General features: G+C 57.1%; 12 protein-coding genes. 6 read left to right on the top strand and 6 right to left on the bottom strand.

Going from position 1 to position 18,744, the window contains the following annotated elements:
• Positions 1 to 45 precede the first annotated feature (45 nt).
• Positions 46 to 1,653, top strand: a complete 1,608-nt coding sequence (gene ahpF, locus MWU49_RS10050) for an alkyl hydroperoxide reductase subunit F (RefSeq protein WP_246971484.1) — start codon at positions 46 to 48, stop codon at positions 1,651 to 1,653.
• 672 nt (positions 1,654 to 2,325) lie between these two features.
• Here the strand turns inward: ahpF and MWU49_RS10045 are convergent.
• From MWU49_RS10045 to MWU49_RS17865, 4 genes are all read right to left on the bottom strand, one after another.
• On the bottom strand, positions 2,326 to 4,236 hold the full coding sequence (locus MWU49_RS10045; protein ID WP_246971481.1) for a collagen-like protein: 1,911 nt from the start codon (positions 4,234 to 4,236) through the stop codon (positions 2,326 to 2,328).
• Positions 4,233 to 5,024 (bottom strand): hypothetical protein, encoded by a 792-nt coding sequence (locus MWU49_RS10040; protein ID WP_246971479.1) that lies wholly within the window; start codon positions 5,022 to 5,024, stop codon positions 4,233 to 4,235. Before MWU49_RS10040 ends, MWU49_RS10045 begins: the two co-directional genes overlap by 4 nt.
• Positions 5,021 to 5,461, bottom strand: coding sequence for a collagen-like protein (locus tag MWU49_RS10035; protein WP_246971476.1), 441 nt, complete (start codon positions 5,459 to 5,461; stop codon positions 5,021 to 5,023). The genes MWU49_RS10040 and MWU49_RS10035 overlap by 4 nt, the downstream gene beginning before the upstream one ends.
• A 521-nt stretch (positions 5,462 to 5,982) precedes the next feature.
• Positions 5,983 to 6,771, bottom strand: a complete 789-nt coding sequence (locus MWU49_RS17865) for a LuxR C-terminal-related transcriptional regulator (protein WP_246971472.1) — start codon at positions 6,769 to 6,771, stop codon at positions 5,983 to 5,985.
• Between the two features lie 163 nt (positions 6,772 to 6,934).
• Between MWU49_RS17865 and MWU49_RS10025 the strand changes: the two genes are divergently transcribed.
• From MWU49_RS10025 to MWU49_RS10010, 4 genes are read left to right on the top strand one after another with little or no spacing between them, the layout of a single operon-like run.
• Positions 6,935 to 8,455 (top strand): cryptochrome/photolyase family protein, encoded by a 1,521-nt coding sequence (locus MWU49_RS10025; protein ID WP_246971469.1) that lies wholly within the window; start codon positions 6,935 to 6,937, stop codon positions 8,453 to 8,455.
• On the top strand, positions 8,452 to 8,607 hold the full coding sequence (locus MWU49_RS10020) for a DUF2256 domain-containing protein (protein ID WP_246971466.1): 156 nt from the start codon (positions 8,452 to 8,454) through the stop codon (positions 8,605 to 8,607). The genes MWU49_RS10025 and MWU49_RS10020 overlap by 4 nt, the downstream gene beginning before the upstream one ends.
• Positions 8,604 to 10,034, top strand: coding sequence for a DASH family cryptochrome (locus MWU49_RS10015; RefSeq protein ID WP_246971464.1), 1,431 nt, complete (start codon positions 8,604 to 8,606; stop codon positions 10,032 to 10,034). Before MWU49_RS10020 ends, MWU49_RS10015 begins: the two co-directional genes overlap by 4 nt.
• Complete coding sequence (locus tag MWU49_RS10010) at positions 10,031 to 11,536, top strand: deoxyribodipyrimidine photo-lyase (RefSeq protein WP_246971462.1); 1,506 nt, start codon at positions 10,031 to 10,033, stop codon at positions 11,534 to 11,536. The genes MWU49_RS10015 and MWU49_RS10010 overlap by 4 nt, the downstream gene beginning before the upstream one ends.
• A gap of 365 nt (positions 11,537 to 11,901) precedes the next feature.
• On the opposite strand, the gene MWU49_RS10005 is transcribed toward MWU49_RS10010, so the two are convergent.
• A complete protein-coding gene (locus tag MWU49_RS10005; RefSeq protein WP_246971460.1) occupies positions 11,902 to 13,710 on the bottom strand; it encodes a S8 family serine peptidase in 1,809 nt (602 codons plus the stop codon).
• A 177-nt stretch (positions 13,711 to 13,887) separates the two neighbouring features.
• A complete protein-coding gene (locus tag MWU49_RS10000) occupies positions 13,888 to 14,244 on the bottom strand; it encodes a hypothetical protein (protein ID WP_035232011.1) in 357 nt (118 codons plus the stop codon).
• 521 nt (positions 14,245 to 14,765) lie between these two features.
• On the opposite strand from MWU49_RS10000, the gene MWU49_RS09995 reads away from it, so the two are divergent.
• Entirely contained in the window at positions 14,766 to 18,617 is a 3,852-nt protein-coding gene (locus tag MWU49_RS09995) for a DUF3427 domain-containing protein (RefSeq protein ID WP_246971458.1), read from the top strand.
• Positions 18,618 to 18,744 lie beyond the last annotated feature (127 nt).

Raw genomic sequence — 18,744 nt, 5'->3', positions numbered from 1 at the left:
GCTTTTTTGGTCACTGATTACTTAATTCACGTTAAGGGAAGACTCATGCTCACGAATGAAATTTTGCAGGCTCTCAAGGGCTACGCCGCCAATATGCAGAAGAAAGTTACTTTCGTGCTGCAAAGCGGCTCCCATAGCAAGCGCGACGAACTGGTGAAATTCCTCTCCGACATCGCCGGTGTCAGTGACAATCTGGCGTTCGAAGAGCGCGATCTGGGCGGCACACTGCGCAGCCCGATTTCTTTCCTGCTGGAAGCTGACGGTGAAGACACCGGTATCCGTTTCTCCGGTATTCCCGCAGGCCATGAATTCAATTCCCTGGTGCTGGCCTTCCTGCACGCATCAGGTACCGACATCAAGCTGGATGACAGCCTCCAGCGCATGGTGGCCAATGTTCAGGGCGAAATGCACTTTGAAGTGTTCATCAGCCTGAGCTGCCACAACTGCCCGGACGTGGTCCAGGCGCTCAATCAGTTTGCGCTGCTGAGCCCGAACATTACCTCTGAAATGATCGACGGTGGCCTGTACCAGGATCTGGTCAACCAGCGTGACATTCAGGGTGTGCCCAGCGTTTACCTGAACGGCGAACTGTTCGCCAACGGCAAGGTGACCGCGGCTGAGCTGATCGACAAACTGATGGCCTATGAGCCCACCATCGCCCAGGCTGGCGCCGGTGAAAAACTGCCGCTGCAGGACGTCACCGTGATCGGCGGTGGCCCGGCCGGTGTGGCTGCGGCTATCTACAGCGCCCGTAAAGGTCTGAAGGTGACCCTGATCGCCGACCGTATCGGTGGCCAGGTGAAAGACACCATGGATATCGAAAACCTGATCTCCGTGAAGAAGACCACTGGCCCGGAACTGTCCGGTGCGCTGCAGGCGCACATGAATGAATACGACGTCACAGTGAAGGAACACCTCAAGGTGGCCCGCGTCGAGAAGGGCGAAATCAAGAAGGTGGTGCTGTCTTCCGGTGAAGAGATCGACACCAAGACGGTCATCGTCGCCACCGGCGCCAAGTGGCGTGAGCTCGGCGTGCCCGGCGAGAAAGAAAACGTGGGCAACGGCGTGGCCTACTGCCCGCACTGCGATGGCCCCTTCTTCAAGGGCAAGGACGTGGCGGTGATAGGTGGCGGTAACTCCGGTATCGAAGCGGCACTGGATCTGGCCGGCATCGTCAAATCCGTGACGGTGTTCGAATTCATGCCCGAACTGAAAGCCGACAAGGTGCTGGTGGACAAGGCGGAAGAGAAGGCCAACGTCACTATCCACAAGAACGTGGCCACCCGCGAGATCAAGGCCACCAATGGCAAGGTCAGCGGTATCGAGTTTGTCGATCGCGCCAGCGAAGAAGTGACGCTGCTGCCGCTGGAAGGTGTGTTCGTGCAGATCGGTCTGGTGCCCAACAGCGAGTTCCTGGGCGATGTAGTGTCCCGCACGCGCTTTGGCGAGATCGAGATCAACGAGAAGTGCCAGACCTCCGAAGAAGGCATCTACGCCTGCGGTGATGTGACCACTGTGCCCTACAAGCAGATCGTCATCAGCATGGGCGAAGGCGCCAAGGCATCACTGGCTGCGTTCGAATACCTGATGACCCAGGGCGACCGTCTCGAAGCCCTCTACAACGACGAGCAGCAGGAAGCCGCCGTCGCCTGACCCGCTGGCGCTCACCAGCCCCCAACCAGAAAGCCACCGCAAATGCGGTGGCTTTCTGGTTGGGGGCAAGCAACACGCATCATGCTTCACGCAACACGCGATAAACCAAAATCGGCTTTACCGCAGAGGCCAAAGAGATCACTGGGAAAAGCGATCTAGCCGCAAGGTTAGCGTGATGCCTGTTGCGTGAAGCGTGCAGCGTCCCCCTGTAGGAGTCCATGCTCGCATGACGATCTGCGTAGGGAACTACGAGTCACGAGTTCCGAGTTGCGAGAGGCAAAGCCCGGGATGACAACACTGCTGTCCCACAGTTTGATTTAGAGAAGTCCGAAACCCGCCAGGCTGGCAAGCCGGCGGGTTTCTCTGTTTAGGGAAACAGGATTTCACCGCCGCATTTTGACACTCGCAGATGCCTGTCTCGTGGGAGCCTGCTTGCAGGCGAATGTTGGTGCGGAAAGGACTCTTCGCTTGCAAGCAAGCTCCCACAGGAGAAGGCACCTCCACCTCCTCAGGATCTTCATGAAACTGTGGGACAGCAGTGGGGATGACAATCCTTTTTTGGATTTTGATCTTCGCAACTCGAGACTCGGAACTCGCTTCTGATGACGGTTTTCATCGCCATGCAAGCATGAGCTCCTGCAGGAGGAGCCCATGTGATACGTCCCTCGCCACTCAATCCGTCGCCAACTGACTGTTACTGGCCATCCACATGTACAGCATGTTGTTGATCATGTTGCGGCGATCTTCGAGGGGCAGATCGATATTGTGCAGGGAGGCAGGATCCTCGGCATGAATGTAGTAATTCATGAAGGCTTCGTATCGTTCATCCTTGGCGGCCTGGTCAAACACATCGATGCCTTCCATGATCCCGGCGGTCAGGGCCAGCACCACGATGGCCACCGGTGCGGCGGCGGCACTGGCCACGCCGCTGGCGCCGCCAATGGCAGCCGCCCCGCCACCAGCACTGCTGCTGGCCGTGAGCGCTGAAAACATGCCGTAAACAGCGGATCCCGCCACGATGTTGGAGCCGGCTGCGCTGGCGACGCCCGCGGTCAGACCAAAACCCGCGGCAGTGACACCGGCAAGGGAGGCGACGGTAGTGGCTGAGGCCATGGCGGTCTGCCAGGTCTGGATGGCCGGGGGCTGCTTCTTCAGATAAAGGTCACCCACCCGTACAGCCCCGGCGTCGACAAAGTCGGGGGTGCTGGGAGCACCGAGCAGGCCATCCAGATTGGAACCCACGTAATTCTGGAAGAACAAATCTCTCTCGGTTTGCGCCGCATCCTTCCACTTGAACAGGAAGCTTTCCGCGAAGTACATGAAGCGGAACTCGAAAGTGCTCCAGGCCGCGCGCTGTTCTTCGGTCATGGCCAGCGGGTTGTCCTTGTACTGCCAGTACAGCTCGATTGCGGAGTTCATCAGCGTGACGTAAAGCAGGTCAGAATCGTTGATGTAGTTGATCAGCCGTTCCTTGCGCAAGCCGTACTCATCGCTGCTGAGTGATTCAAACAGAATAAGGCCGTCTTCCAGGGATTGTTTGGAAAACGCGATGTCACTGGTCAGTGTATCCAGCTCTTGCTGGTACTGGTCTTTCAGCTCCTGCGTCTCGGCGGCATCAATATTCAGCTGCAGAATGCTGGATTCGATATCCAGCCTGGAATCAAGCAATGCCAATGCTTCATTCATGTTGGCCATCACAGCATTCTTGAATTCGACCTGCTCGAACAATGCCAGGATGTGGTCGATGACCATCAGGAAAGCCAGATCGTCCGGTTCCATGCCCAGCTTGTAGATCGAGAATTCCCGGGCGCTGGTAACGGTGATCTCCTGAGGCAGCTCCCTGAGTTCATCCAGCTTGATACTGGTCATGTAGCGAAGGTCGGCCAGGCCGGCCATGTCTGTGCCACAGAACGCGGAGTCGGGCCGTAGCGTGCAGTATTGCGCAACGGTGTCGACATGCTCCTCCACCGGTTGTCCATCGAAGAGAAGGCTGGTGCGCAGGTTCTCTTCATTATCGATATCTGACACGAACAGAATTTTTTCGAAGGTGTCACTGAAGGAATCCAGATAGACGCCGTCACTATTTTTGGGGAAATCCAGCCAGGCCGGGTCGGCCTCACTGCGCTGGGCCGGAGTCACGCCGATAATGTCCGGGTTGCGGTTCAGATCGGCAATCCGTCGCGGCATCGCGCCGATATTCTCCTGCTCGATCAACCCGAACCTGAGGAGCGGTGTCAGAATATTGGAGCTGAGGTTCACATCCCGGTTCAGTAGAGCCCAGTAGCGATCGTAATATTCGGTTTCCAGTCCCGTTTTGTTGTCGCGGCCGGTGATGCCTTTACTGCCCCGGGCGCCGGCGGGGCCCTGTACTCCTGTTGCGCCCACAGGGCCAGTAATGCCCACAGGCCCCTGCGTGGTATTCAGATAGTCGATCCGGTCTTCAATCAGCACCTGTTGCTCGGCAATTTTCCCCTCGATACAGACAATCTTGTCGGCAGCATTTTCACAGGGGTCGGTGAGAGTGGCAGCCAGTGACGGGGTAACGGCCAGGGTCATCAGTGTGGTCAGAATCACTTTTTTCATTGTGCAGCCACCTTGCCATGCATGGATACCAGCAGCGCGATGACGGCTTCCAGATCCTTCTCGATTTCCGTTACCTTGCGGTCATTCTCTGCAAGGTTGCCGCTGTCACGCTTGCCGTAGCTGCCCATGAAATCGCCGTACATTGTATCCACTTCACTACGGGTAAAATGTGCTCCCTCATCGCCTTGCGCCCCTTGCGGCCCCTTCATACCTTTGGGGCCTTGTGGCCCCTGAGGGCCTGGCGGTCCCATCGGGCCGGGGATCAGCTGAATGTTCTGGGCATCGGCCTGCAGTGATGCCAGCAGCGCCTTGGCATCGGTGACTTTCTGTTCCAGTGCCAGCAGGGTGCCGGACAGGCCGTCCAGTAACTGGGCAATGTTGTCGAGGCCGGGTTGGAGTTCGGGCAGCTGGCGACAGACTTCTGCCTGTTCCGCATTCAGGGCTTTCAATTCCTCCAGCCGGCTGTAGTTGAGCTCCGGCGTGTCGGCAATCTGCAGTTCGATACGCTTGCGCAGCGCCTCACATTCTTTCAGCAGGTTGGCGTGGCTGGCCAGTTGGGCCTGATAGTCAGAGGACAGCTGGCTGACAATAATGGAGGAGGGGCCGGATACCGCGCGGGACTCCTGCTCCAGGCTTTGCAGGCTGTTGTCGATGTCCTGTCCTAACGCCTCGGATTGGCGCTCGATCTTGTCGATCTGGTTGCTCAGTACAGAGGTGCTGGTGTCGCTGTCACTGCCGCCGCAGGCGGCCAGAGCAGCGGCAAGCAGGATCGGAGTCAATTTTTTCATTGCACGTCCCCCGCTTCCAGCGCATCCAGTTCGGCATTCAGCGCCTGGGCATTGGCCAGGGCACGTTCGATCCGGTTGACGACGTCGGTGGCATAGGGTTCGATGTCGTCGTACCACTGCTCGGACTTGCTCACTTCCAGAAACAGCTGATCGAGCCTGTTGGTCACGTAGCTGCTATCCGCGGAGGAAAGGCTGCTGCCGCCAGCGTCACCTTCCGGGCCCTGGTCACCGGTATCCCCGGTGGCGCCCTGAACGCCCTGCGGCCCCTGCGGCCCTTGAGCCCCCTGAACCAGTGCGGTCTGATCCAGCGATTCGCGCAGGGCGACCAGTTCGTGATAGGTGTTGAACAGTTCCTGATAGTGATCGTCCCCGGCGAGCACAGGCGTAGATGCCAGTGTGCTGAGCAACAATACCCCCAGGGCGCGATGCAGGCGCATGGTGACCCCCTTTCCCCAGTGTGTACTTTTGTAACTGGCATTTTAGGGGCTGGAGGGGGAGGCTATAACCCCTACTTTTTAGTGGTGGTTACTCCGGTCCACGCAGGAGCGTGTGCGAGATTGCCGCGAGATACCGAAGCTGCGGTGCAGGAGATTCTATGGTGCCAGGCAGCCAGGGCGATTGTTCCTGTAGGAGTCCATGCTTGCATGACGATCCGGCTCAGGCGTAAGCCTGGTCACCCCCCATGATATTGCGAGCGGGCTCCTACAGGGGAGGGGCATTTTTGTAGGAGCGGTGGTTCCACCGCGATTTCCGGGTTGGTGTCATGTCGCGGCCGCACCCGGAGGGCACGATCCCCAAGCCGTAGGAGCCAGCCTGCTGGCGAGATTTTGCTGGTGTAGATACCCCGGGGCGGCCAGCGGACTCGCCCCCCAAGGCGCCGCCGGCCGCAAGACGACCCTTCCCCTCGTCGGGGCTGCTGACGATTCAGTCTAAATAGACGCTGAGCAGGAGATAACCCCTACTTTTTAGTGGTAGTGGCGTCTTGTGGAGCTGACAGCCACAGCGACATGAGTTCGTGCCGGCTGCCGACATGGAAATTGCGATAGAGCGCGATGGTATAGCTATGCACTGTGCTCTGTGCCAGCCCCATGCGCTCTGCGATCTCGGCTTTGTTAAAAGGTTGCAGCAGTAAATGCACCAACTGTTGCTGGCGGGGTGAGAGGGGCCGTTCACATTGACGTGCCAGCCCGCGTTCCAGCATCAGCCAGTGTTGCAGGCGCGGGAAAGACAGAATCAGTTCCATCAGGGCGTGGTTTTCACTGTCGGAGAAGTTGCCCTCAGTCCGGTCTGCCAGCAGGTAGCTTTCTGCCCGGTTGTTCAGGTGGTAGACACCACTGAGTCGATCCCTGCCACGGCCATCATTCTGGCCAGCAGATTGCTCCAGCTGGCTGAGGCGATGGCAGCGGTGGCTACCCACATGACGGATGGCTTCAACGGTCAGCGGGGTGAGGACGCCGGCCTCCCTGATCCTGATCTGGCAGGCGTCAACGTACTGCCAGTACTCCTCCCGCCCGGTTTGCCAGTGAGCCACATCCATGACTTTCCAGCCTTCCATCCAGTCAATCACCGGGGTGTCGCGGCCATAGTCGCCGCTGAAGGTGATCAGCCAGCTGGTGCTGTCGGCATTGAGGGTACGGCGCGCCAGCTCAAGGAGTGCGGCCAGCCCCTCAGCCGTCTGCCAGGGCGTCAGGCTGTTGATGGCACTGTGCAGCTCGCGATTGCTTAGATCTTGCCAGGCGGATGTCACGGTGTGTTCCTCAATGCGCTGCGCCACCCCTTTGGCGCGAGGTCTTACATAGTGCCAGAAATAGCGCGGGAAAACGTGTGGCAAGTCCGCGGCGGGTGCCTTCACTTCTCCTGTACGGCTCCCGGGGCACCATTAGCGTATTGATCATGGAAAGGATTACCCCGTGAAGATCGGCATCATCCTCGGCGATCAGCTCAGCCTGTCGCTGCCCACCCTGGCGGCGCTTAACAAGCACCAGGACCGCCTGGTGATGGCGGAGCTGGCCGACGAAGCCACCTATGTGAAACATCACCAGCAGAAGATCGCCCTGATCTTCAGTGCCATGCGGCACTTTGCCAGTGACCTGGAACAGGCCGGCTGGCAGGTGGATTACTACGGGTTCGGTGAGCATGACTTTGCCAGCTTCAACGAATTGCTCGCGTCTGTCGCTGAGGATGCCGAGGAAGTGGTGGTGACCCACTGCGGTGAATATCGCCTGCAGCAACAGATTGATCATCACTGGGCAGATACGGCCGGTGTGCCGGTGCGGTGCCTGGATGACACACGCTTTCTTTGTGCGCCTGCGTTCTTTCAGCAATGGGCGAGCGGCAAGAAGCAGCTGCGTATGGAATTCTTCTATCGGGAAATGCGTCGCCATACCGGCCTGTTGATGGAAGGCGATGAACCGGTGGGCGGGCAATGGAATTACGACAGCAAAAATCGCCAACCCTACAAGGGCAAGACGCCCCTGCCACCTGTGCTGAGCTTCGAGCGCGATGATATTGATCAACGGGTGCTGGCCCTGGTGGCAGAACATTTTGCCGGGCACATCGGCAACCTGGATCAGTTCCAGTGGGGCACTACCTCCGCGCAGGTGCAGCAGGCGCTGGATCATTTTATTGAACATCGCCTGCCGCACTTTGGTGACTATCAGGATGCAATGGTCACAGGGGAAGACACCCTGTTTCACAGCCTCTTGTCGCCCTACATCAACCTTGGCCTGCTGGATCCCATGGTGGTCTGTCAGGCCGCCGAGCAGGCGTACTTTTCCGGCGATGCGCCGCTCAATGCCGTGGAAGGCTTTATCCGCCAGATCATTGGCTGGCGCGAATATGTGCGTGGCATCTACTGGTTGCTGATGCCGGATTACGCAAAGGAAAATCGTCTCGGCAACGATCGCCCGCTGCCGTCGTACTACTGGACCGGTGAGACAAAAATGCACTGCATGGCCGAGTGTTTCCGCAACACCATCGACCATGCCTACGCCCACCATATTCAGCGCTTGATGGTCACCGGCAACTTTGCCCTGTTGCTCGGCGTGCTGCCGGAAGCGATCTGTCAGTGGTATCTGGAAGTCTATGCCGATGCCTTCGACTGGGTGGAGCTGCCCAACACGCTCGGCATGGTCATGCATGCCGATGGCGGTTACCTGGGCAGCAAGCCCTATGCGGCATCCGGTAGCTATATCAATCGAATGTCGGATTACTGCAAGCATTGCCAGTACAACGTGAAAACCGCCAGCGAGCCGGACAGCTGCCCGTTCAACAGCCTCTACTGGCATTTCATTCATCGCCATCGCCAGCAGTTTGCCAGTAACCACCGCATGCGCATGATCTATCGCAATCTGGAGCGTATGGATTCGGGAAAGGTGGACGCCATGCTGAACCGTGCGAAAATCTTGCTGGCGGATCCGGATGCGCTATGAAACCCACCTGGAAAGGCAATAAGTCATCACTGCCGGAGAAGACCTGTCCGGTATGCGGGCGCGCATTCAGCTGGCGGAAGAAATGGGCCCGTGACTGGGACGCGGTGATCTACTGCAGCGAGCGCTGCCGACGGGAGAAGCGATCGCCATGATCACGGTGGTGTGGTTTCGTCATGACCTGCGCGTGCAGGATCAACCGCTGCTGCACCAGGCGGCGGCGCTGGGCAACCCGGTATTGCCGCTGTATGTGCTGCCGGAACACTGGACACAGCCAGGCCCGGAAGGCATCAATCGGCTGGGGCCGGCCAAGGCGGTTTTTCTGCAGGAATGCCTGGCGGACCTCGCCGCTTCACTGGATGGCCTCGGCCTGACATTGAATACGGCATTGGCCTCCCCGGCGGCATTGTTGTGTCACTGGCATCAGGGCACGCCCCTGCAAGTGGTCACCGCCGAGGCCGATGCACCGGAAGAGCAGCAGGACATCAATGCCCTGCGGACACAGGGTATTACGGTACACGAAGTGGGCACGCGGACCCTGTTATCGTCCTCGCAGTTGCCCTGGGAAGAAACCTTCCCGGCCACCTTCAGCCGCTTTCGCAAAAAAGTGGAACGCCGCGGTGGCCCGCAGATAGACGGCACGGAAGGCGATCCGCGTTTGCTGCCGGCGGCGAATCCATTGCCGCTGCCCGAGTGGGCAGGCTCAGTAGTGGCGGCGCTGGGCGCTGCGCGAGGCAACTGGCAACGGGATCCGCAACATTATTTCTCACTGTCCGGGGGCGAGCAGACTGCCCGCCAGTGGTTGCAACAGTATCTGTTTGAAGATCGCCATCTTCGCCATTACAAGACAACCCGCAATCAACTGATCGGCACGGGCTACTCCAGCCGCTTGAGTGCCGCGCTGGCCTGGGGCTGTTTGTCGGTGCGCCATGTCTGGCATGCCATTCTCGACTACGAGCAACAGTTCGGTGGCGACCAGCACAGCTACTGGCTGCGCTTTGAGTTGTTATGGCGGGAGTTCTTTCACTGGTCCCAGCGAGAATATGGCGCCGAGGTTTTTCGCTATACCGGTTTGCAGCTGTTCGACCACAGCCCGTTACCCAGGCTCCCCGGAAATGAGCTGGCCTCGCGCTACTGGCAAGCCTGGTGCGCAGCAGAAACCGGATTGCCCTTCATTGATGCCAACCTGAAAGAGCTGCTGGCCACCGGCTATCTTTCCAACCGCGGTCGACAAAATCTGGCCAGCTTTCTGGTTCATGATCTTGGTCTCGACTGGCGCCGCGGGGCGCGCTGGTTCGAGCATCATCTGGTGGACCATGACGTGGCCTCCAACTGGGGCAACTGGGCCTACATTGTCGGCGTGGGTCACGATGCCCAGGGCGGTCGCCGCTTCAGTCCCACCCGGCAATGGTGGCGACACGATCCCGAGGCGGAGTATGTCCGTCACTGGTTGCCGGTGATGAATGGCCTGTCCCGTCAGCAGATCCTCAAGCTGCATTTTGCTCACGGCAATGAGCCCGTCTGGCAAGGCTACCCTGCGGCCATCGTCTCCCTGCCCGAAAGTGATCGGGAGGTCTCGTGACGACCCAGGTGGTCTGGTTCAAGCGTGACCTGCGCATCGCTGATCACTGGCCGCTGGCAGACGCCTGCCGCAACGGCCCGGTGTTGCCGCTCTACATTATCGAACCGGAATACTGGCAGCAGCCTGACAGCAGTGCACGGCAGTGGGCCTTCATTGCCGAAAGCCTGCGGGATTTGCGTCGTCAGCTGGCCCGGCTCGGGTTGTCGCTGTGGGTGGTGGAAGGGGAGGCGGTAGAGGTCTTCGCCCGGCTGCACCAACAGTTGGGTGGGTTTAGTTTGCGAAGCCATGAAGAGTACGGCGGCAACTGGACCTACCAACGGGATCTCGCGATAAAACGCTGGTGTGATGCGCATCAGGTGGCCTGGCAGGAAACCCCGCCGTTTGGCGTCATCCGTCCCTGTGAGGATCGGGATGACTGGGCGGAGCACTGGCACGACTTCATGATGTCGCCGCAGGCCACGTTGCCCGCTACCTGCGAACCGGCGGCCCCGTCGCCGCACTGGCCGGATCTGAACCTGCCAAGAGGCAGGGGAAGAGAATCCTGTCCCGGGCGCCAGCGGGGTGGTTCGGAAACCGGGCAGACCGTGTGGCAGAGCTTTCTCGAGCAACGGGCGCGGGGTTATCGCGGCGGTATCAGTGCCCCGCAAAAGGCCGAGCACAGTGGTTCGCGTATCAGCCCCTATCTGGCCTGGGGCTGCCTTTCTCTGCGGCAGGTGGTGCAGCAACTGTGGCAGGCCCAGCAACAGGCAACCGCCGGGCCGCTGGCCAATGGACTGGCGGCATTCGAATCGCGGTTGTGGTGGCACTGTCACTTTATCCAGAAGCTGGAAGACCAGGTGGACATGGAGCACCAGAGTCTCCATCCGGCCCTGCGGGATCTGCGCAGCGAGCCCGGCAATCCCCAATGGCTGCATGCCTGGCAAGCCGGCCAGACTGGCTGGCCGCTGGTGGATGCGGCCATGCGTTATCTACATCACCACGGCTGGATCAACTTCCGCATGCGCGCCATGCTGGTGTCCATGGCTTGCTATCCATTGTGGTTGCACTGGCGTGACCCGGCGTTGCACCTGGCGCGGCTGTTCGTGGATTACGAGCCGGGTATTCATTATCCGCAGATTCAGATGCAGGCCGGAGTCACCGGCATCAACGCGCTGCGCATGTACAACCCCTCCCTGCAGGCGCAAAAACTGGATCCCGAGGGGCAATTCATTCGCCGCTGGGTGCCGGAATTGAGAGGCGTCTCGAACAGCTGGATTCACCAGCCCTGGCACATGGGCGCGCGTCAGCAGAAGGAAGGTGGTGTGCGGATCGGTGAGGATTATCCGGCACCGCTAGTGGATTTTGATGTGGCCGTCCGGCAGGCCAGGGCAAGGCTGGCAGAAGCCCGTCACCGGGCCGGCTTCCGCGAACAGAGCCGCGCGGTTAACCAGAAGCACGGCAGCCGCCGGCGCAAGTCCCGCCCCCGCAAAGCCCGCAATGATGATCAGCTGAGTCTGTTCTGACGGGAGACGCGGCACGCATCACGCTTCACGCGCGGCTCCGTAGGAGCGGTGGTTCCACCGCGATCTTTCATCTGCAAAGTCATCGTGGTCGCACCCGGAGGGCATAGCAAACGACCACTCCCACGGAAGACGCCTCATCCAGGGTCAGGCCCGTAGGGCGGTAATGGGCGAATGCCCATCACCGCCATTGCTCCATCGCTTGCAGGCATACCCTAAAGGGCACAGAGAGCTCGCACACTAAACCCCGTGCCCAAGCCGGCTGCCCGCGCGTGTTGCGTGAAGCGTGATGCATGATGCGGCCGCAGAGCGGCAAAAAAAACCGGCGCACCAGGAGGCCACGCCGGTCACAGGCAGATACCGAGCAATCAGGGGTTGGTCAGCAAGGTGTAGGCGCCGCTACCGGTCTGTGCTTGCAGGGTCCAGCGATAGGTGCCACTGGAAGGCGAGGCGTGCAGTTCCGCCAGGCCATACTGACTGGTCGTGGTAGCCACCGTAGACCAGCTGCAGGCAAACAGGAAGCAGCTGCGGCGTTGCAGCGACAGCACGAAGCTGGCATTGGCCGGGCTTTCCAGCCAGGCATTGATGCTGCCACCACTAAAGCTGAAGCCGCTGGCGGGCAGGGTCGCACTGGCACCGTTATTCAGCTCACCTTCGTAGCGGGTGCAATCCGGGCATGGGGAGCCGGTTTCACCGGCACTGATAATTTCGGTAGTGCTGCTGGTCTGGTTGGCGGTGTCGGTCACGGTCAGGCGCACGGTGTAGTCACCCGGCGACATGAAGTCATGGCTGATCTGTTCGCCGCTGGCGCTGTTGCCATCGCCCAGATCCCAGTCCCAGGCGGCCACGCCACGGTCATCACTGGAACCGCTGGCATCCAGCTGACACTGGGTGCCCTGACAATCCGCATTAAAGGCCGCCGTCGGCAGACGATCAATGTCGGACGCGTCATCCTGGGTAATCTGCAAAAGCCGATTGGGAGACTGGCTGCCGGCATTGGCAATCACACCGCTCACGCTGTCATTAATCAGCGCCTGGTTCACCGCGTCGGGTCTGGCGCTGGGATGGGCACCAAGATACAGGGCTGCTGCACCTGCTGCATGAGGGGCCGCCATGGAGGTGCCATTCAGGCGTGCGGTCTGGGTGTCAGTTTCATACCAGGCAGAGGTGATGTCGCTGCCCGGGGCAAACAGGTCGACACAGGCGCCATAGTTGGAAAACGAAGAGCGTCGGTCGGCATTGGTGGTCGCGCCTACCGTCAGCGCCTCGGCCACCCGGTTGGGCGATCCGTTACAGGCATTGGCGTTATCGTTGCCTGCGGCCACCACCATGGTGACGCCGGCGTTCACCGCGCTGCGCACGGCATTATCCAGCGCATCGGAATTGCCGCCGCCCAGCGACATATTGGCCACTGCCGGTTTGCGGTGGCTGCCTGCCACCCAGTCGATACCGGCAATCACAGCCGAGTTGGTACCGCTACCGTTACAGTCCAGTACCCGCACCGGCGCAATGCTGGCTTCCTTGGCCACACCATAGGTGCTGCCCACAGCCGTACCGGCCACATGGGTGCCGTGGCCATTACAGTCATTGGTATCGGCAGGATCCACGCTGCCACCGCCAAACAGGAAGCCGCCCGTGCTGACAAAGTTACGACCCGGCACTACTCGCCCGGCAAACTCCAGGTGGCTGTTACGCAGCCCGGTATCAATGACGTATACGGTCACATCACCGCCGGCGTTGTCCGGGTAACGGTAGTCCCCGTCCAGTGGCAGCGCAGGCTGATCCACCCGATCCAGGCCCCAGGTGGCATCATCCTGCACGGCAATGGCCGTCACCTTGCGGTCCGGCTCAATGGCCAGCACGCCAGGCAGGGCTTGCAGCAGTGATGCCTGAAGCGGATCCAGTTGCACCGCCATGCCGGTGAAGGCGTTTTCATAGGTATAAAGCACATCGCCACCGCCGACACCGGCCAGCAGAGTGGCAATGGCGGTAGGCAGGTCGACCACACCGAGTCGACCAACAATATCGGGGGCCAGCGTCACAATGTACTGATCATCAATCACTTGCCCGGCTTCAGATCCGCTCTGCGCGGTCTCTGCACCCGCCCAGGCCAGCGGCAGTCCCGCCCCGGCAATCGCCGCCGCGAACAGGGCGTTTCTTGTTGTTATCAGTGACATAGCCGATCCCCTTCAGATTTTACTTAAAGGAAATCTAAAGGGGGGGCGGGTATCTCTCTATGGGTGGGGTGTAGGGTTTTTGTAGCTTTGAAAGCGGTTCAGACACCTTCAGGCCTGTGCTGGCAAGGAAACCGGGGAAATGCGAACCCGGTCACTATGGAAAGACGTGGGGCAGACTCAGAGCAGGCTGCGCAACTGGGAGACCGTTTTCCATGCCAGCATTTGCATGCGCTGGGAATTGATAGAGGGCTTCGCCAGGCAGGCAAACACCATATCCTTCACCGGCCAGATACAGATGCATGCTTCCCGGGAACGGATAAACAGCTCCTCGCTCAGGCCCTGTTTCAAATCGATCAGCACCCGGTCGCAGGCCTTCTTCATCTCGAAGAACCAGGCATTCTGCTCGTCATAATCCAGCCCCTCGCCAAAGTGCACCACCGGCATCCCGTCATTACTGATCAGGGCGACCAGCAGGATGTCATCCGAGGAGGCTTTCAGGTCTTCCAGTGGTGGGGTGAGAGTGGAGAGCTTCATTGTTGTTATCCGTCCGTGGAGGTGTTGGTTTCAGCTTAGGGCTGGGGGTGTTCAGGGTCAAAGGGGGTAGGGTGGTCCAGGCATTTAGGCGGATTGATGGGCCGATGAAGTGTTGTTAGAAGGAGGGGGGAGGGTGAAGTAATGAGGTTTGAAATTCGCTACCTATACCGAGACGCCAGCAACTATAAGCAATATGAATCTGTCGTGGTGGAGTTGCTAGGTCTCGAAAGTGCTGAGGACGTTGAACGCATGCTGCGTGATCGGTTTGCGGATCTGCAGGTCTGGCCCGACATTTTGCATTTTCGGCCAGAGGAGTTGGGTTGGCCTACTGCCTACTTTGAGAGGCACGATTGTGGCGGGGGTGATCTAGCTCTTCATGAGCTTGAGTCTGTTTCCAAGTCAACTGAGTTAGTCACTGCGAAGTAGGCCAGTGAGCGCCTATGACAATCTCTGCATTGGCGTGCGGCCCCCGGACTGTTAGTCTCTGAAAGCTATGGGGATTCAATAAGTTAAGGGCGAGAATGGCGGATACGCTAGATTATTACAACAGCAATGCTCAGGCGTTTTTCGATGCGACGTTTTCTGTGGATATGCGGAAAATTTACGATGAGTTTTTGCCTCACCTACCCGAGGGTGGTCATATCTTAGATGCGGGTTGTGGATCCGCTCGTGATGCTCTTCATTTTCAAGGTTTAGGTTACCGTGTCTCTGCATTCGATGGCTCTGAGGCGATTGCCAAACTGGCTTCTCAAGAAACGGGGCTGGAGGTTGAGCAGCGTTTATTCTCTGATGTGAAAGAGAAGGCCGCTTATGATGGCATTTGGGCTTGTGCCAGTCTCCTTCATCTTCCCAAGCGCGATTTGCTGGGTGCTATCCAGGCCTTATGGGTAGCATTAAAGCCAGGTGGCGCTCTGTATATGAGCTTCAAATCCGGTGACGGAGAGCGAGAGGAGCTAGGCAGGCACTTTACTGATGTCAGTGAGGGCATTGCTGAAGAATGGGTTAACCAATTAGACAAGGTGGATAGTCAGCGCTTATGGCATACAGAAGATGCCCTGCCAGAAAGGGTGCATGGATGGTTAAACATCCTTTTGGTTAAAAAGGAGGAAAGGCATCAAAAGTTGATTACGGGCGGTAAGTATCAGCATTTCCTTCCTAAACTATGCCAATCCATTAGCCAGGCACATCAGATCGATTTTGCTGTGGCATTTGTGAAGAAGACAGGATTGAACCTAATTTATCCTGATTTACAGAATGCGATTAGCGCCGATGAATTGAAACGTCCTGCAAATATTCGAATTCTTACTAGTGATTATCTCGACATTACCGACCCGGAAGCCCTGCGAATCTTGCTGCTACTCAAACATCAGGGTGCTGATGTAAGGGTTTATGAGAGTAAAGGTTCAAGCTTTCATTTAAAGGCATATCTATTTGCTGGTGATGATGATCGTTCGAGACGGTGGGGGCGCGCTTTTATCGGGTCTAGCAATATTAGTGCTCAGGCATTGCAGGCTGGTATTGAGTGGAACTATCAAGTGGATTTCCCGCCTGATGAGGGATACTTAGAAGCTGCTCAGCGTTTTGAAGAGCTTTTTGAATCTTCTAAGGTGGTAGAGCTTTCGGATCAGTGGGTTGATGATTATGAGGCTCGGCGTGTGCCCCCGCCGAAGGCCATTGCACCGGGTAGTGATGAAGCGGAAGCTCCGCCAGTACCGACACCAGTTCAGAGTGAAGCATTGACTGCTCTCGATAAGACGCGAGAGGAAGGGTTTGGACGGGGGTTGGTGGTGTTGGCGACAGGGCTAGGGAAAACCTGGCTTTCTGCATTTGATGCCAAACAAATGGGTGCTCGGCGAATACTCTTCGTCGCTCATCGTGAGGAAATTTTAAAGCAAGCCGCGGAGACCTATATCCGAATTAGGCCGAAAAGCCGTGTCGGCTATTATATGGGCAGTGTCCGCAATAAGTCCGTGGATATACTCTGTGCTTCAGTACAAACGCTGGGGAAAGAGGAGCATTTGCGCGAGTTTGACCCTCGGCACTTCGACTATATCGTTGTTGATGAATTTCATCATGCGTCGGCTCCGACCTATCATCGCTTGCTTGATTACTTTGCTCCACATTTCTTGCTTGGCCTGACCGCCACCCCTGATAGAACGGACAGATCTGACATTCTGTCACTGTGCGACGATAACCTGGTTTATGAGTTTCCGTTGCTTGATGGGGTGAAGGAAAAGCACCTTGTTCCCTTTCATTACTATGGAATCTTTGATGAATCGGTGGATTACACAGAGATTCCTTGGCGGAACGGGAAGTTTGATCCTGCGCTGCTGGGAAATAAACTGGCCACACTGGCACGTGCAAGGCATGCCTTGAGAGTATGGAGGCAGCACCGTCAAACCAGGACATTAGCGTTCTGCGTTTCAAGAAAACATGCTGACTTCATGGCTGAGCAGTTTGATAAGGCTGGAATTCCAGCGGCTTCGGTTCACGGAGATTCAACAATGTCCCGCGGTGAAGCCTTGGAGCTATTGAATAATGGCGAATTGCAGGTTGTTTTCTCTGTTGATTTGTTCAACGAGGGAGTAGACCTCCCATCTATTGATACTGTTCTTCTGCTTAGACCAACCGAATCTAAGGTTTTGTTTCTTCAGCAAATTGGTAGAGGGCTGAGGAAAAGCCCAGGTAAAGAAAAGTTGGTTGTCATGGATTTTGTGGGTAACCACCATTCTTTTCTTCATAAGCCTCAAGCTTTGATGGGGGAGTCGATGACTCATCGACAGCTGGCAGACTTTGCTCGTAGAGCCGAATCTGATGAGCTAAAAATGCCTGATGGCTGTTTTGTTAACTACGATTTGAAGCTCATTGAGTTTCTTAAGCGGTTGGCTTCCTCAGGGATTGAGGATGAGTACTTGTCCCTAAAAGAGACGTTGGGGAGAAGGCCAACCCTAACCGAGTATTACCGATTTGGCGCTAGCGTATCTCGGATGAGAAAGCAGCATGGAAGCTGGTTTGATCTCGTAAGGGTGATGGAAGATCTTTCACCTGCGCAGAATGAACTATTCCAGAGCCACAAGGCACTGCTTTCAGAGGTTGAAACCACCGCCATGTCGAAGTCCTTCAAGATGATACTGCTTGAGGCCTTTATGCAAATGGATGGTTGGAGAAAGGCGCCATCGCTAGAAGCACTGTCATCAGTATCCTGGAGCGTTCTACAACGCAGGCCTCGTCTTTTCTCGGAAATATCGGATGCGGTTAGAGATGTCACTGGTGAGTCGGCGGAGTGGTTTCGATACTGGAAAAAGAATCCGATCGATCATTGGATAAATAAGAAGCCTGCTTTATTCAAGATTAGCGATGGTTGTTTTGAAAGCTGTATTCCGCTTTCCAATGGTGAATATGAAACCTTGTCGGAGATGGTTAGGGAGGTAGTGGAGTATCGATTGGCCTCCTACGAGGCCCGTTCCTCAGTGCAGCAGTTGCCGGATGCCTCAAACTCTGCGGCGCCTAATGCGAAGTTTGGTGTTGAGTTGCCTTATTTTTCGTCTCTTAAGATCGCCTGTGGTCACTTCAGAAATAGTCAGGCGGAATCGGAGGAATACCGTTCGCTGGGAGGTGGTTATGGCCGGCTGGATCCCTCTCGCCATTTCATTGCAAGAGCCTCAGGTAACTCCATGAACGGTGGTAAGAGCCCGATTCATGATGGCGACTATCTGCTTCTTGAATATGTCACACCCAACAATGCGGGCTCCATTACCGAAAAAACCTTCGCGATTGAACGTTTAGATGAAGCTGGGGATACCCAGTATCTGTTGAGAATGGTGAAGAAACGTGGGCAAGGTGATTATTACCTAAGAGCGGCTAATCCAGACTATGAAGATATAGAGGTGTCACCCGAACTTAATGATCAAATTCGTACTTTTGCTCGGCTCAAGTCGGTGGTGAGTCCCTTAGACATGGCAGTCGGGCAGAGGCTGATGAGGGAGGAGATTCCACCTCTTTTTGGTGAGGCTTATAACCCTGGAAATTGGCAGAGCGGCCATGTTTGTTTGAACGATGCTGCTGTACATGTACTCCTGGTAACCCTGAATAAGCAAGGAAAGGCTGAAGATCACAGATATGTGGACCACTGGATTGATGAAAGCACCTTCCATTGGCAGAGTCAGCGTTCTGTTGCACCTGAACATAAGAAAGGCCGAGAGATTATCAATCACAAGGAACTGGGGATCTCTGTTCATCTGTTCGTGCGAGAAAATAAGCTGGAAAATGGAAAAGCAGCCCCCTTTACCTACTACGGCACGGTTGATTACCAAAAGCATGAAGGCAGTAAGCCAATGAGTGTGGTGTTTAAGTTGGCAGCTGTTGTGGAGTGATTGGTTAGTTAAATTGATTTAACCCTGTGGGTCCGGCGGTAATAGATCGTGGAGATCGACATGAGGCCGGATCAAGGCACCAGGCACCAGGCGTCAGCAGCGCGGCACAAAAAAGGGCCACCCCATC

The organism is Alcanivorax sp. S6407 (assembly GCF_023016115.1).
Classification (GTDB): domain Bacteria; phylum Pseudomonadota; class Gammaproteobacteria; order Pseudomonadales; family Alcanivoracaceae; genus Alcanivorax.
The sequence above is the reverse complement of the archived record's forward strand: the minus strand, read 5'-3'. Positions and strand labels throughout refer to the sequence as shown.